The organism is Rhizobium yanglingense (genome assembly GCF_977109285.1).
The window spans coordinates 1,337,628-1,351,626 of record NZ_CDSAWY010000005.1 but is presented as its reverse complement, the minus strand read 5'-3'; the positions used below and the strand labels follow the sequence as shown (position 1 = coordinate 1,351,626).

At 60.4% G+C, this 13,999-nt stretch carries 14 protein-coding genes; 9 read left to right on the top strand and 5 right to left on the bottom strand.

From position 1 onward, the window contains the following. Positions 1–17 precede the first annotated feature (17 nt). On the bottom strand, positions 18–443 hold the full coding sequence (locus ACW4PC_RS16350; RefSeq protein ID WP_022713463.1) for an Hsp20 family protein: 426 nt from the start codon (positions 441–443) through the stop codon (positions 18–20). Positions 444–713: 270 nt separating this feature from the next. Here ACW4PC_RS16350 and ACW4PC_RS16345 point away from each other — a divergent pair, with 270 nt between their 5' ends. Continuing rightward, positions 714–1,658: a nucleoside hydrolase gene (locus ACW4PC_RS16345; protein WP_455874451.1), complete on the top strand. Its 945-nt coding sequence runs from the start codon at positions 714–716 to the stop codon at positions 1,656–1,658. Positions 1,659–1,696: 38 nt separating this feature from the next. Here the strand turns inward: ACW4PC_RS16345 and grpE are convergent, their stop codons facing one another. Beyond that, positions 1,697–2,329 (bottom strand): nucleotide exchange factor GrpE, encoded by a 633-nt coding sequence (gene grpE / locus ACW4PC_RS16340; RefSeq protein ID WP_455874450.1) that lies wholly within the window; start codon positions 2,327–2,329, stop codon positions 1,697–1,699. Positions 2,330–2,430: 101 nt separating this feature from the next. Continuing rightward, the gene (gene hrcA, locus ACW4PC_RS16335; RefSeq protein WP_455874449.1) at positions 2,431–3,519 is read right to left on the bottom strand and encodes a heat-inducible transcriptional repressor HrcA; all 1,089 of its coding nucleotides are present in this window, start codon (positions 3,517–3,519) and stop codon (positions 2,431–2,433) included. 184 nt (positions 3,520–3,703) lie between these two features. Between hrcA and rph the strand changes: the two genes are divergently transcribed. Genes rph through hemW form a run of 4 tightly spaced genes read left to right on the top strand, consistent with a single transcriptional unit; the run spans position 3,704 to position 6,701 of the window. Continuing rightward, positions 3,704–4,423 carry a ribonuclease PH gene (gene rph / locus ACW4PC_RS16330; protein WP_455874448.1) on the top strand — a complete coding sequence of 240 codons (720 nt, stop codon included), beginning with the start codon at positions 3,704–3,706 and terminating at the stop codon, positions 4,421–4,423. Next, positions 4,420–4,836 (top strand): VOC family protein, encoded by a 417-nt coding sequence (locus tag ACW4PC_RS16325; RefSeq protein WP_455874447.1) that lies wholly within the window; start codon positions 4,420–4,422, stop codon positions 4,834–4,836. The genes rph and ACW4PC_RS16325 overlap by 4 nt, the downstream gene beginning before the upstream one ends. An 8-nt stretch (positions 4,837–4,844) precedes the next feature. After that, positions 4,845–5,489 (top strand): RdgB/HAM1 family non-canonical purine NTP pyrophosphatase, encoded by a 645-nt coding sequence (rdgB, locus tag ACW4PC_RS16320; protein WP_455874446.1) that lies wholly within the window; start codon positions 4,845–4,847, stop codon positions 5,487–5,489. Positions 5,490–5,498: 9 nt separating this feature from the next. Continuing rightward, complete coding sequence (gene hemW / locus ACW4PC_RS16315) at positions 5,499–6,701, top strand: radical SAM family heme chaperone HemW (protein ID WP_455874445.1); 1,203 nt, start codon at positions 5,499–5,501, stop codon at positions 6,699–6,701. Between the two features lie 3 nt (positions 6,702–6,704). Here the strand turns inward: hemW and ACW4PC_RS16310 are convergent, their stop codons facing one another. After that, positions 6,705–7,619, bottom strand: a complete 915-nt coding sequence (locus ACW4PC_RS16310; RefSeq protein WP_455874444.1) for a DMT family transporter — start codon at positions 7,617–7,619, stop codon at positions 6,705–6,707. Positions 7,620–7,829: 210 nt separating this feature from the next. Between ACW4PC_RS16310 and gcvA the strand changes: the two genes are divergently transcribed. The 4 genes from gcvA (at position 7,830) to ACW4PC_RS16290 (ending at position 12,908) form a co-directional block, all read left to right on the top strand. Beyond that, a complete protein-coding gene (gene gcvA, locus ACW4PC_RS16305; RefSeq protein ID WP_455874443.1) occupies positions 7,830–8,714 on the top strand; it encodes a transcriptional regulator GcvA in 885 nt (294 codons plus the stop codon). A 128-nt stretch (positions 8,715–8,842) separates the two neighbouring features. Next, positions 8,843–11,029 carry a TonB-dependent siderophore receptor gene (locus ACW4PC_RS16300; protein ID WP_455874442.1) on the top strand — a complete coding sequence of 729 codons (2,187 nt, stop codon included), beginning with the start codon at positions 8,843–8,845 and terminating at the stop codon, positions 11,027–11,029. A gap of 29 nt (positions 11,030–11,058) precedes the next feature. Beyond that, positions 11,059–11,790 (top strand): siderophore-iron reductase FhuF, encoded by a 732-nt coding sequence (gene fhuF, locus ACW4PC_RS16295; protein ID WP_455875038.1) that lies wholly within the window; start codon positions 11,059–11,061, stop codon positions 11,788–11,790. Further along, positions 11,787–12,908 (top strand): ABC transporter substrate-binding protein, encoded by a 1,122-nt coding sequence (locus ACW4PC_RS16290; protein ID WP_455874441.1) that lies wholly within the window; start codon positions 11,787–11,789, stop codon positions 12,906–12,908. The genes fhuF and ACW4PC_RS16290 overlap by 4 nt, the downstream gene beginning before the upstream one ends. On the opposite strand, the gene ACW4PC_RS16285 is transcribed toward ACW4PC_RS16290, so the two are convergent. Beyond that, positions 12,905–13,987, bottom strand: coding sequence for a saccharopine dehydrogenase C-terminal domain-containing protein (locus ACW4PC_RS16285; RefSeq protein WP_455874440.1), 1,083 nt, complete (start codon positions 13,985–13,987; stop codon positions 12,905–12,907). The genes ACW4PC_RS16290 and ACW4PC_RS16285 overlap by 4 nt on opposite strands. Positions 13,988–13,999: the final 12 nt, after the last annotated feature.

Here is a 13,999-nt window from a genome sequence, read left to right as displayed (position 1 = left end):
CCGAATGGGCCGTTGTCCTACTGTGAGACCGAAATGTTAATTTTCTTCACCATGCGCGCCGGTTCCGGACGAACGAGATCAACGGCAAGCAATCCATTCTTGAGGCTGGCGCCCAGAACCTGCATGCCGTCTGCCAACACGAAGGTTCGCTGGAACTGGCGCGCAGCAATGCCGCGATAGAGATATTCATGCTCGCCATGCTCGACCTGGCGGCCCCGGATCAACAATTGATTCTCTTCCGTCGTAACGTCCAGCTCGTCTTCGCTGAAACCGGCGACGGCAACCGTGATGCGCAGGCGCTCAGGCGCTCCCTGGCCGGGGGCGATACGTTCGATATTGTAGGGTGGGTAACCGTCGCTTGCCTTGGAAATGCGTTCAAGCGTCTTTTCCATGGCGTCGAAGCCCAGAAGCAGCGGGCTGGCGAAGGGGGTCATGCGGCTCATCTTTCAAAGTCCTTGATCCAAGCGACCTTCCCGGACCTAAGCGTAGCATCCGGACGCCGTTAATATGGGAAGTGTGTGCCTTTCGCGCAAGACATATGCGGCGCATCGCAGTCACATGAATTTACGACGGTAGGACTGAGGCCGTTGCTTGACAAAGATCATGGCGACTCGCATCACATCGTCGACCGCAGCGGCTGCGCCGATCTGCGACGGAAAAATAAACGAATGGTGCCTGCCACGACGACGTGCACCTTGAGACGGAGCAACGCAATGGCGAACCCCAGAAAGATCATCATCGACACCGACCCCGGCCAGGACGATGCAGCGGCCATCATGCTTGCCTTCGGCAGCCCCGAAGAGCTGGAGGTGCTCGGCATCACGACCGTCGCAGGCAATGTGCCGCTCTCCTACACGAGCCGCAACGCGCGCATCGTCTGCGAGCTCTGCGCACGGACCGGCACGAAGGTTTTCGCAGGCGCCGACGCGCCAATCGCGCGCAAGCTGGTCACGGCCGAGCACGTGCACGGAAAGACCGGCCTCGATGGACCGGAACTCGATGAGCCGACGATGCCGCTGCAGGCACAGCACGCCGTCGACTTCATCATCGAGACGCTTCGCCGCGAGCCGGAAGGCACGGTGACGCTCTGCACGCTGGGACCGCTCACCAATATCGGCATGGCCTTGCAAAAGGCGCCGGACATCATTCCGCGCATCCGTGAACTGGTGATGATGGGAGGCGGCTTCTTCGAGGGCGGCAACATAACGCCCGCCGCCGAATTCAACATCTATGTCGATCCGGAAGCAGCCGACATCGTCTTTCGTTCCGGCATAGCGATCGTGATGATGCCGCTCGACGTGACACATCAGTTGCTGACACGGAAGGATCGCGTCAAGCGCATGGCCGATCTCGGCACGGCACCGGCCAAAGCAATGGTCGAAATGCTGGAATTCTTCGAGCGCTTCGATGTCGAGAAGTATGGCTCGGACGGTGGGCCTCTGCACGATCCGGCGGTCGTCGCCTACCTACTGAAGCCTGAGCTCTTCAAGGGCCGTGACTGCAATGTCGAGATCGAGGTGAAGTCGGAGCTGACCGTGGGCATGACGGTGGTCGACTGGTGGCATGTGACCGACCGCAAGCGCAATGCCAAGGTGATGCGCTATGTGGATGCGGACGGCTTCTTCGATCTCATGATCGAGCGCTTCGCCCGCATCTGATTTTTCGGACTGATTATGAAAGGCGCCTGAGAAGAATCTCAGGCGTCCTTTTCGGTGAACGCTGTGTTGAGGTCTGCATCCGCTGCCTTCGGGCCGCCTTTGGCCACGCCGACCATTGCGGGACGAAGAACACGCTCGCCGATCGTAAAGCCTGCCTGAACGACCTGGACGACCGTGTTATTCGCCACTTCGGCATTTTGAACCTCGAACATCGCCTGGTGGAAGTTCGGATCGAACTTCTGGCCGATCGGATCCAACTTGCGGACGCCGTGGCGCTCCAGCGCTGAGAGCATGGAGCGCTCCGTCATCTCGACACCTTCGATCAAAGTGTTGAGGCCCGTCTCGCCCGCTTCCTTCGCCTCGGCGGGGATGGCATCGAGCGCGCGGCGCAGATTGTCCGAAACGGCAAGCATATCGCGCGCAAAGCCCGCGACCGAGTAGGACTTTGCATCCTTCACGTCGCGCTCCGTGCGGCGGCGCAGATTGTCCATTTCGGCGGCAAGGCGCAGATAACGGTCGCGCAGCTCGGCATTTTCAGCCTTGAGCACTTCAAGCGGATCCGGCTGGCGCGGCGCTTCCACCGTGGTTTCGTTCTCGACGTTTGCGGCAACGTCGTCTGCGGCTTCAGCCGCGGCAGCGTCAGATCCGTTTTTCGTCGTTTCGTCAGTCATGACGGTCTCCGGTAGTGGGTTCTCTTGGGATGCGCCCGATATCGAGCTTTGACCGCAAAAAATCAAGTCTGCGTGACAAAGAAGAAAAAATTCCGGGTTTTTTACAGCGTGCCGCGCGCAAGCCGGGAAATCAGCTGGGCGGTGTAATCCACCATCGGCACGATGCGTGAATAATTGAGCCGTGTCGGCCCGATGACGCCGACGGCGCCGACAATGCGGTCGTCATCGTCGCGATAGGGCGCAACAATCAGCGAGGAGCCGGAAAGCGAAAAGAGCTTGTTCTCAGAACCGATGAAAATGCGCACGCCCGGACCGGTTTCGGCAAGGTTCAGCAGCTCGATCAGGCTGTCCTTCTTTTCGAGATCGTCGAACAGCATGCGGAGACGATCGAGGTCCTCCGCCCGTGCCAGGCCATCGAGCAGATTGGATCGGCCTCGAATAATAAGCTGCGGCGGCTTGCCTTCGTCCGCATCGCCAGACCACACCGCGATACCGCGCTCGACCAGATCCCGGGACAACGCGTCGAGCTCGTGGCGGACGTTCTCCTTTAAGCGACTGAGCTGCTTGCGCAATTCCGGCAATGTCTGGCCGGACATATGGGCATTGAGGAAATTCGCGGCCTCCGTCAGCTGCGACGACGTAACGCCTGCCGGCAATTCGATAATGCGGTTTTCGACCTGATCGTGATCGCCGACGAGCACTGCCAACGCCTTGGTGGGCTCCAGGCGGATGAATTCGACGTGTTTGAGAACCGGATCGCTCTTTGAGGTGATGACGAGCCCTGCGCCGCGCGAAATGCCGGAGAGCATCCGGCTTGCCTCGTTCATCATCGATTCAACCGGATTATCGCGGCTTTCGGGGCGGACCTGGCGGTCGATATTCGCACGGTCCTCGGCGGAAAGGTCGCCGACCTGCATGAAGGCATCGACGAAGAAGCGAAGGCCGCCCTGCGTCGGCAGGCGTCCGGCGCTGACATGCGGCGAGTAGATCAGGCCCAACTCCTCCAGGTCGCTCATCACGTTGCGCACCGACGCGGGCGATAGCGACATGGGCAGGATGCGGGAGAGATTGCGCGAGCCGAGCGGCTCGCCACTTTCCAGATAGCCTTCAACGATGCGGCGGAAGATTTCCTTGGAGCGTTCATCCAGCGCAGCAACGGCATCCGAAACCGACGTCGACCTGAACCCCATGAACTTCCTTAGACCTGCGCTGCTGATGACGATCCTTAAAATATAGCCGTTCTCGCCCTCGTAGCAAAAGGGAATTTGCAAATAGCTGCGGCCAATCGTAGAAGCGGTCGACACCATTCAAGCATGCATGATGTTTTGCGAGAACCGCTTTACGGTTTTCGGCATCGTGCTTCAGGAGATCACAATGCGGCCTTCAGGCAGAAAAACCGACCAGATGCGCAAAGTCACTTTCGAGCGCAATTTCTCAAAGCATGCGGAAGGTTCCTGCCTCGTCAAATTCGGCGATACGCATGTGCTTTGTACCGCAAGCCTGGAGGACAAGACGCCACCGTGGCTGCGCAACACTGGAAAGGGCTGGGTCACGGCCGAATATGGCATGCTGCCGCGGGCAACCGGCGAGCGCATGAAACGCGAGGCCGCGGCCGGCAAGCAGGGCGGGCGCACACAGGAAATCCAGCGCCTGATCGGCCGCTCGCTTCGTGCCGTCGTCGATCTCAAGGAACTTGGCGAGCGCCAGATCACGCTCGACTGCGACGTCATTCAGGCTGACGGCGGCACGCGCACGGCCTCCATTACGGGCGCCTGGATTGCGCTCTACGACTGCCTGAAGTGGATGGAGAGCCGCAACATGATCAAGGTCGAGCGCGTGCTCAAGGATCATGTCGCTGCGATTTCCTGCGGCATCTTTGCCAGCCAGCCGGTGATCGACCTCGATTATCTCGAAGATTCCTCGGCCGAAACCGATGCGAATTTCGTCATGACGGGCGCAGGCGGCATCGTTGAAATTCAGGGGACCGCCGAAGGCACGCCGTTCACGGACGGGGAATTTGCGGCGCTGATGACACTGGCGAAAACCGGCATCGTGGAGCTCGTCGACATGCAGAAACAGGCCATCGCCGGATGACTGTCCTGCTGGAAGGCATGCTGGAGACCGCGCTTTATGCGAAGGATCTCGACAAGGCCGAGGCTTTCTACGAAGGCGTGCTCGGCCTTGCCAAGATCACGCGCGCCGCAAACCGGCATGTATTCTTCCGCTGCGGGCAAGGCGTGCTGTTGATCTTCAACCCCGATGAAACGGTGAAACCGCCAGGGGCCGATGCCCTAAAGGTGCCGCCCCACGGCACGAAAGGTCAGGGCCACGCATGTTTCCGGGTGTCTGGTAAGAACATCGATGCCATGGCGGCGAAGCTCAAAGCCGCGGGCATCGAAATCGAATCCGAAGTCCACTGGCCGAACGGCGGCCGCTCGATCTATTTCCGCGATCCCGCGGGAAACAGCCTCGAATGCGCCGAAGCCAGAATCTGGGGCATTGAATAGGACCGACCATGCGCACGCTTGAAACGAAGACGATCGTCGTCGCCAGCCACAACGCCGGCAAGATCCGCGAGATCCAGGAACTGATCGGACCGCTCGGCTTTACCGCCAAATCGGCAGCGGACCTCAACTTCATCGAGCCTGACGAAACCGGCACAACCTTCGAGGAAAACGCGACGATCAAGGCTCTCGCCTCTGCCAAAGCAGCAGGGATGCCGGCGCTTTCCGACAATTCTGGACTGGTGATCGATGTGCTTGGTGGCAATCCGGGCGTCTATACGGCCAACTGGGCCGAGACTGCAGACGGCACGCGCGACTTTGCGATGGGGATGGAAAAGGTGCAACAGGCACTGGAGAAGGCCGGAGCCACAAAGCCGGAACAACGGCGCGCACGCTTCGTCAGCGTGCTCTGCCTCGCTTGGCCAGACGGGCATACGGAGCTTTTCCGCGGCGAGGTGGAAGGTACCGTCGTCTGGCCGCCGCGCGGTACCCAGGGTTTCGGTTACGATCCGGTCTTCCAACCGGAAGGTTACGACATCACCTTCGGCGAGATGAGTGCCGAGGAAAAACACGGCTGGAACATTGGCAAGCCGCAAGCCCTGTCGCATCGGGCGCGCGCATTCAAACGCTTTGTCGAAACCTGCCTGGAAGCGTAAGGTCGGTTCGTGGAGATTCTCGATACACCAAGCTTGACGCGCGATGCGATGCTTCTGCCCGATACCGGCGAGCCCGGTTTCGGCGTCTATGTGCATTGGCCCTTCTGCGCGGCGAAGTGCCCCTATTGCGACTTCAACAGCCATGTCCGTCATCAGCCGGTCGACCAGGAGCGGTTCGCCGCTGCGTTCCTGAAAGAGATGGCTGCCGTTCGCCGGATGAGCGGACCGAAGACGGTGACGAGCATTTTCCTTGGCGGCGGCACGCCGTCGCTCATGCATCCAGCAACGGTTTCGGCCATTCTCGACGGTATCTCCAAGCACTGGCATGTGCCGAACGGCATCGAGATCACGATGGAGGCCAATCCTTCAAGCGTGGAGGCCGAGCGCTTCCGCGGCTATCGCGCCGCAGGCGTCAATCGCGTGTCGCTCGGCGTTCAGGCACTGAACGACCGGGATCTGAAATTCCTCGGCCGCCTGCATGACGTCGCCGATGCATTGAAAGCCATCAAGCTGGCGCGCGACATCTTCCCGCGCATGTCTTTCGACCTGATCTATGCCCGCCCCCGCCAGACCGTCGAAGAATGGGAGACGGAGCTGAAGGAAGCGATCTCATACGCGGTCGATCACCTCTCGCTCTACCAGCTGACGATCGAGGAAGGCACGCCTTTCTACGGCCTGCACAAGGCCGGCAAACTGATCGTGCCGGATGGGGACCAATCGGCGATCCTCTACGAGGCGACTCAGGAGATCATGGCGCGCGAGGGCATGCCGGCCTATGAGGTTTCCAACCATGCGCGGCCCGGCGCCGAGAGCCGCCATAACCTCACCTACTGGCGCTACGGCGACTATGCCGGGATCGGGCCCGGCGCACATGGCCGCCTGACGCGCGGGCCTGAGAAGATCGCAACGGCGACCGAGCGCAAGCCGGAGACCTGGCTCGAGCTTGTCGAGCGCGACGGGCATGGCATTCTGGAGCAGGAACGGCTCGGCTATGACGAGCAGGCGGACGAATTGCTGCTCATGGGGCTGCGTCTGAAGGAAGGCGTCGATCTTGCCCGCTGGCAGCAGCTTTCCGGCCGGGATCCGGATCCGAAGCGCGAAGAATTTCTGCTGGAGCACGGCTTCATCGAGCGGATCGGCAATTCTCGCCTTCGCTGCACGCCCTCGGGCATGCTGATCCTCGATTCGGTCGTCGCCGATCTCGCCTGCTGAGCCTCAGGCTGCCCGGCGTTTTCCAAGCGACATCAACCGCCCGTCGATCGCCGCAAGACCGACCGCGATCGTCGCCATGCCGATCAGATGTTTTGCCTGCAGCTGCTCGCCAAGGATGATCGTACCCAACAGAACGGCGCTGACGGGAATGAGAAAGGTCACCAGCGCCAGGTTCGTCGCGCCCGCCGTTGCGAGCACCCGGAAGAAAAGCACATAGGCGATGGCGGTCGAAAGAAGTGCCAGGCCGAGCAGCGCCAGCCAGGTTTCGATGCCGGGAGCGGGCAATGCCCATGGACGGTCGGCAATCAGCGCGATCGGCAGCATCAAGATGGTGGAGGCCGTGACCTGGCCTGCGGCCGGCAGCAGCGGCGGCATGCTCATCGCCCGGAAACGGCGGCCCCAGATGCCGGCGAAGGAATAGGAGATCGCAGCTCCGAGGACCGCGAGCTGCGCCAGCACATTCGAGCCGAGATCGTTAAGCACATCGAAGCCGATCATATAAGCCACGCCGGCAAAGCCGATGAGCACACCGATCAGGCGATGACCGCTCATCTTCTCGTCGGTGGTCAGGATATGGGCAACAACGACGGTAAAGAGCGGCGTCGTGGCATTCAGGATCGAGGCAAGGCCGCTTGCAATGTGAGTCTGGCCCCAGACGATGAGGCAGAAGGGGATCATATTGTTCAGCACACCCATTCCGAAGAAGGCGACCCAGCTCTTGCCGTCGCGCGGCATCGTATGACCCATGAGCCGCACGATGATATTGAGCGCGAGCGCCGCCAGCAGCACGCGGCCCGTGACGATCGTAAACGGCGGCAGTGCCTTGACGAGAATACCGTTGAAGAGGAAGGAGCCGCCCCAAAGGAGGGACAGGACCAAAAGCATACTCCATTCGGCCAAGCCCATTTGTTTCTGCATGTCTGTCTCCCATCCTTGTTCGCGGGCTTACGATGCGGCGGATGATTTCGCCACCCGTTTCTTGCGCGCCAGTTTCTGCCAGTTACGATTTATGCTCGATGAATGTCGCTTCACGATTTTGTTTAGTGATCGCTTTCATTCTGATATATTTCTATAATTGCATTCCGGCAAACGAGTCTTTCTCGGCATATGCTTTAGCGAAACTAAATCATGAGCGAATTTCTGCCATCCCTTTCGGCCCTGCGGGCTTTCGAAGCTGCGGCGCGGCATTTGAGCATGACGCTGGCCGCCAAGGAGCTGCATGTGACGCCCGGCGCCGTCAGCCTACAGATCCGCGATCTGGAAGCCGCACTCGGCGTACGGCTTTTTGAGCGGAAAACGCGGGCGCTCGCCCTCACAGTCGAGGGCGCCGATTACTTCGCCACGCTGCAGACCGCCTTCCGGCTGATGAGAGAGGCGACGGCTGCGATTGCAGCGCGGGCACGCGGCTCTGTACTGAACGTCACCTGCACGGCAGGCTTTGCGACCTATTGGCTGGTTCCGCGGCTCGGGCGTTTCGAGGAGATCCATCCGGAGATCGACGTGCGCATCAGTGCCTCGCATCGTGTACTCGACTTTCAACGCGACGGCATCGATCTGGCCATACGGCACGGGCTCGGCGGCTATGACGGCCTTGTCAGCGAGCGGCTCGTGGATGATGAGCTGGTGCCGGTCTGCACCCCGCGGCTGGCAGCGCAGCTTGGAGACCATCCCTCGCCAGACACGCTCGCCGGCTTCCAGTTGATCCATGATGTTTACCGGCACGACTGGAAGCTCTGGCTGGAGGCGGCAGGGGCGACGACGGTGGACGCCTCGCGCGGCCCGATCTTCATGCATGGCAATGGCGCCTACGAAGCGATGAAGGCTGGTCTCGGTTTTGCATTGATGCGTCGGTCATTTCTGGAGAAGGAGCTGGCCGAAGACGCCGTGGTCGCCCCCTTCCCGCTTGGCGTTGCGAGCCGCCTCGCCTTTCATCTCGTCTATCCCGGCGCCGCACTCGAACGCCCGGCCGTCGCAGCCTTCCGACGTTGGCTGCTGTCGGAAGTAAAGAGCTGACGACCTCGCGGTCGCTTCGCTCTTCCCCAAAAAAGTGGAGAAATTTACTCATAAAAAGGTTTTCATCCGGCTTATTGTTGATTATTACACTCATGAATTATAAGTAGACCGCCGAGAGTTGTAAGCTGATGAAAATACAAGTTTTTGCCAGGTCGCTGCGGGCATCCGCGTTGACGGGCGCCGCCCTGGCCCATCTTTTCCTTCCTGCCGCTGCGCAGGATACCGCCGCCGAAAACCAGCCGGACGATGGCGCGACAGTGCTGCAGGAGATCGTCGTCAAGGGCGGCAGCGGCGGTGTCATCCAGGCGGACGGCTATGTCGGCAAGAGCAGCGCGACCGGCGCAAAGACCGACACGCCTTTCATCGAGACGCCGCAGTCGATCTCGTCCGTGACGGAACAGCAACTCAAGGACCGCAACCCCCAAACGCTGCTCGATACGCTCGCCTACACGCCAGGCACGCGCGTGGGTGCTTATGGTTTCGATCCGCGCTTCGACAGCTTCACGGTGCGCGGCTTCGACGTCACCTATACGGGTGTTTTTCGCGACAACCTGCGCCAGCCCGGCGCCGGCTCTTCGCTCTTCAAGACCGAACCCTACGGCCTTGAGGGCGTTTCGATCCTGCGCGGCCCCTCGTCGGCTCTCTATGGCGCCTCCGGCGCCGGTGGTCTCTACAACCTGATCACCAAGCGCCCGACGGAGGACCCATATCACGAACTCCAGTTGCAATACGGCACGCAGCAGCGCTACCAGAGCCAGTTTGATTTCTCCGGCCCTGTCAACGACCGCGATCCCTTCTATTATCGCCTCACCGGGCTCTATCGTGACGCCAATACCGAGCAGATCAGTGTTCCGGACGACCGCGTCTATATCGCGCCGGCTTTCACATGGAAGCCCGACGAGGACACAAAGCTTACCATCCTTGGCGAATATTCGCGCACGAAGACGGGTGGCACGGCCGCTTACTACAACGACCCGGTTACCGGCGAAGTAACGGATTACTTCGCCGGTAACCCTGCATTCAACAATTCTGTTCAGAACCAGGGCCGCATCGGCTATGAGTTCGAACACAGGCTCAACGACAGCTTCGTCTTCCGCCAGAATGCACGCTTCTCGACATTAAACATCGACACCGATTGGGCCTTTGCCTACGCACCAAATGCGGTCGATCCAACGCTGCTGGATCGCAGCGCCGGCACGTTTGACGAACGCCTGACGGCCTTTGTTATCGACAACCAGCTCGAGGCGACATTCGAGACGGGCGATATCGACCATACGCTGCTTGCCGGCCTCGACTTGACCCGGCTTCGTTGGCGTTCGCTCGACGGTCGCGGCGTCTCGCCGCCGCTTGATACCAACAATCCGGACGCAGGCGCTTCAGTCCCGCACATCGACTTCCAGACCCGCACCGTTCAGGATCAGTGGCAGGCCGGCACCTACCTGCAGGACCAGATGCGTTATGACGCATGGCTGCTGACGCTCGGCGGGCGCTACGACTGGGTTTGGACTGATACGGAAAATACCGATCTCGTTGCCGACACCGTGGACACCATCTCTCAGAAGGACAAGGAATTTTCCGGCCGAATCGGTCTGAGCTACGAGACCGACTTCGGCCTCGTGCCCTATGTCAGCTACTCGACCGCCTTTGCGCCGAATGCCGGTATCAACAGGGAGACCAACGCCCCCTTCAAACCGACCGAGAGCGAACAGGAAGAGATTGGCGTCAAATACCTATTGCCGGACAGCAATACGATGCTTTCTGCCGCCCTGTTCAATATCGATCAGAAAAACAGTCTTTACTACGAGGTTGTGAACCTGCCGAGCGGCCCAGAAAACATTCAGGTCCAGCGTGGCAAGATTCGTTCCCGTGGCCTCGAGATCGAGGCCAACACGAGCCTCGACAACGGCCTGTCGCTCGTCGCGTCCTATACCTTTACGGACGCCAAGATCCTCGAAGGCCCGACGGGCACTGTCGGCAACTATGTTTCCTCCGTGCCGAAGCATATGGCATCGCTCTGGGCCAACTACAAATTCCAGGAAAGCAGCCCCGTCTATGGAATGGGCTTCGGCTTCGGCGCCCGCTACATCGGCAAGAGCTACGGCAATGACGAAAACACGACGGAAAACGGCGCCCGCGTGCTTTTCGATGCAGCAGTGAGCTACGACTTTGCTGCACTCGACAAGAAGTACGACGGTCTGAGCCTGCAGGTGAACGCCACCAATTTACTCGACCGGCGCGAGCCCGTCTGCTCGGCAGGCTTCTGCTACCGCGACCAGGGCCGCTCGGTGATCGGCACCCTGCGCTACACTTGGTAGGGCCGATGGCAAGCGGGTCGCATCGGGAGATGACCATGGAGGACGGGCTGCTTGGCCTATCGCCCGCCTTTTCCGGCGAGCATGCCTGGTGCCGGGACAAGATGATGATCAGCAAGGAGCTTGCCGGCAGCGTGCCATTGCCTGCTTTTTTCCGGGACGGAGGCTTTCAGCGCGCGATTGATCGCTATGCGGAAATATCCGGCGGCAGCGACCGGCGCGCCGTCGTTTCCATGTGGTCGCTCTATTATTTTTCCGGGCTTTCGATCCCCTACTTGCTTGCCCGGCGCCTGGGCGGCCAGGCCCTTCCGGTCGGATTCGAAGAGATGACGATCGCATTGGAGGATAACGGCCTGCCGCGCGCCTTCGGCGTCCCGCATGCCGGCACGATCGAAAGCGAGGTCGAGACCGAAAGTTTCACGGCCGTAGGCCCGCTGCTTGAAACCCACCTTGGCGAGGCCGTTATGCGGCTGAAGGCCTGCGGCATCTCGGCGAAGCTCTGCTGGAACAACGCTGCTGTCTATATCGATTATGCATTGCGCCTGACTGGAGGAGAGCCATCAGACGGCCCCGACCTTCCGCTCTTTGTGCGCGGCTACCTGCCGGATGGCGGCGTAAACCCGTTTTGCGGCTGCGTCAGCTATCTGGATGAAGAGGGTGAGCAGGTCGCACGGCGCAAGGTCTGCTGCCTTCGATACATGCTTCCCGGAATTCCAAGCTGCGGCAAACTCTGCGCATTGCCAAGCCAGAGGAACCCGCAATGACCGAGCTTCTCACGACACGGCGAAATCTGCTCGCTGTGGCTTCCGTTGTTCTTTGTGCTCCGCATGTTGCAAAAGCGCAATCTGCGTGGCCGCTCACCATCACGGATGCGATCGGCCGCAAGGTGACGATCAGGAAAAAGCCGGAAGCCGTCATCCTTGGGACGGGATTCAACCTTGTCGCCCTGTCGCTGATCCTTCCCGATCCCGTCAGCCTGCTCGCCGGCTGGGCAAACGACATGAAGGGGGACAATCCCTTTGTCTATGAGGCCTTCCGAAAGAAATTTCCGGCAATCGAGAACGTGCCTTTCGTGGGCAACGGCCAGGCGGATGGACTGTCCTTCGAGGCGGCGCTCTCGCTCAATGCCGACCTTGCGATCATGGCCATGTGGCAGGCCGACAGCGAACTCGGCCAGCGTGCGATACAGTATCTCAACTCCGTCGGTGTGCCGGTCGTTGTTGTCGATTTCAATCGCGATCCGCTGAGGACCACGCCGCGCGACATGCGCCTTCTCGGCCGGATTTTCGAGCGCAATGAGCAAGCCGAAGATTTCGCCAGGTTCTTCGAGACGCGGCTTGAGCGCATCAAAGCCAAGGCGGCGATGGACACCGGCCCTCTCGTACTGATGGATGCCTTTCCAAGCGATGTCCGCGGGAGCTGGGCAATTGGCCGCACCGGGCTCGGAGAACTGATAACGCTTTCAGGCGGCCGCAACGCCGCCGACAAGAACCTTCCACCCCAGGGCGGACCGGTGACTGCGGAATATATCCTCGCAGCCGATCCAGATGTCTACATTGCTACCGGATCACCCGGCGGCACCTATACGGCCTTTTCCATCGGTCCCGGCGTCGATCCATCAGAAGCCCAGCGCTCGCTCGGCGAAACGGTGAAGATGCCAAATCTTGCGCCGCTGAAGGCGGTTCGCGAAGGCAACGTGCACGGTATGTGGAATTTCTTCAATGCCGTGCCGCTGAACATTCTGGCAGCCGAAGCGGTGGCAACCTGGGTCAGGCCCGAACTTTTCGACGACGTCGATCCGGCAAAAAGTCTTGCCGAGATCAACGAGCGTTTTGCCGCGGTGCCTTTCGAAGGCGCCTATTGGACGAGCCTTAAGAGCTAATGGCGACTTGAGGCGCTCGCCTTGAACAGGCTTCCGGTTGGCGTCTGCAGGAACATATCGAGCGGGATGTGCTCCTGATGCAGGAAGCCCGTTGCCGGCAGCAGGCCGTCGCGGACCATTTCGATGACGGCGACGACGGATGCCGAGGTCGTCCAGGCGATCGCCGTGCGGCGCGCTCCGGCAATCTCGATCGGATAGTAAGCGCGCACGAACTCCTTGCGGCGCAGGCTTCCTGCTTGCGTGCCTTCGGCCGCGACATGGACATAGACTACGTCGTCGTCGACGGGCGGCTTGGCATTGGTCAGGATTTCGCCGGCGCGTTTTCGCTGCTCTCGCATCAGCAGCTCATGGAAGAAGAAATTCATCAGGTCCATATGGCCCGGATAGCGCATCGTCTTGTAGTCGAGATTGTCGACCTTGCCGTGCAGCGTATCGCACATCGTGCCGAGCCCGCCCGACGTGGTGAAGGCTTCAAGCTTGACGCCCTCGACATAGATCGTTTCATGCCATTCCATCGGTGAGACGAACTTGCGCACACCGCCTTCGATGACTTCGCAATCGTTCAGATATTCGTTGACGACGCCTTCCGGCGACCAGTTGAAGGCATAGCCCAACAAGCCCGTCGGGTTCTGCGGCAAAGCACCGACACGCATGCGGATCGAGCGGCAGCGGTCGAACCCATCGGCAAGGCTTGCACCAACGATGCCGACGAAGCCCGGCGCCAGGCCGCATTGCGGCGCCATCAGGCCACGCGACGTCTTCGAGAGTTTGATGATCAAACTGGTGGTCGGAACGTCTTCCGTCAGGTCGAAATAATGGATGCCTGCCACGTGGGCAGCCCGCGCAAGCTCGATATTGAGATGGTATGGCAGGCAGGAGAGCACGGCTTCCACACCGGATAACAGCTCCGTCACGAAGGGCGAGTTGGAAACATCGCCGACGCGGCACGCGAACGGCACTTCGGCCTGCGGCAATTGCGCATCGACGCCCGTCACTTCGAAGCCGCCCTCATGCAAAAGCGTTGCCGCAAGCCGTCCGACCTTACCAAGTCCGAGAACGGCGATCCTTTTAAAACTCATGTTTACCCTCCC

Coding starts and splice junctions, on each gene's coding strand:
- ACW4PC_RS16325 (WP_455874447.1), top strand. CDS start 4,420: ATGACTGTCCTGCTGGAAGGCATGCTGGAGACCGCGCTTTATGCGAAG.
- hrcA (WP_455874449.1), bottom strand. CDS start 3,519: ATGGGGTTCAGGTCGACGTCGGTTTCGGATGCCGTTGCTGCGCTGGAT.
- ACW4PC_RS16310 (WP_455874444.1), bottom strand. CDS start 7,619: ATGCAGAAACAAATGGGCTTGGCCGAATGGAGTATGCTTTTGGTCCTG.
- ACW4PC_RS16350 (WP_022713463.1), bottom strand. CDS start 443: ATGAGCCGCATGACCCCCTTCGCCAGCCCGCTGCTTCTGGGCTTCGAC.
- ACW4PC_RS16285 (WP_455874440.1), bottom strand. CDS start 13,987: ATGAGTTTTAAAAGGATCGCCGTTCTCGGACTTGGTAAGGTCGGACGG.
- ACW4PC_RS16345 (WP_455874451.1), top strand. CDS start 714: ATGGCGAACCCCAGAAAGATCATCATCGACACCGACCCCGGCCAGGAC.
- grpE (WP_455874450.1), bottom strand. CDS start 2,329: ATGACTGACGAAACGACGAAAAACGGATCTGACGCTGCCGCGGCTGAA.
- rdgB (WP_455874446.1), top strand. CDS start 4,845: ATGCGCACGCTTGAAACGAAGACGATCGTCGTCGCCAGCCACAACGCC.
- ACW4PC_RS16290 (WP_455874441.1), top strand. CDS start 11,787: ATGACCGAGCTTCTCACGACACGGCGAAATCTGCTCGCTGTGGCTTCC.
- fhuF (WP_455875038.1), top strand. CDS start 11,059: ATGACCATGGAGGACGGGCTGCTTGGCCTATCGCCCGCCTTTTCCGGC.
- ACW4PC_RS16300 (WP_455874442.1), top strand. CDS start 8,843: ATGAAAATACAAGTTTTTGCCAGGTCGCTGCGGGCATCCGCGTTGACG.
- gcvA (WP_455874443.1), top strand. CDS start 7,830: ATGAGCGAATTTCTGCCATCCCTTTCGGCCCTGCGGGCTTTCGAAGCT.
- rph (WP_455874448.1), top strand. CDS start 3,704: ATGCGGCCTTCAGGCAGAAAAACCGACCAGATGCGCAAAGTCACTTTC.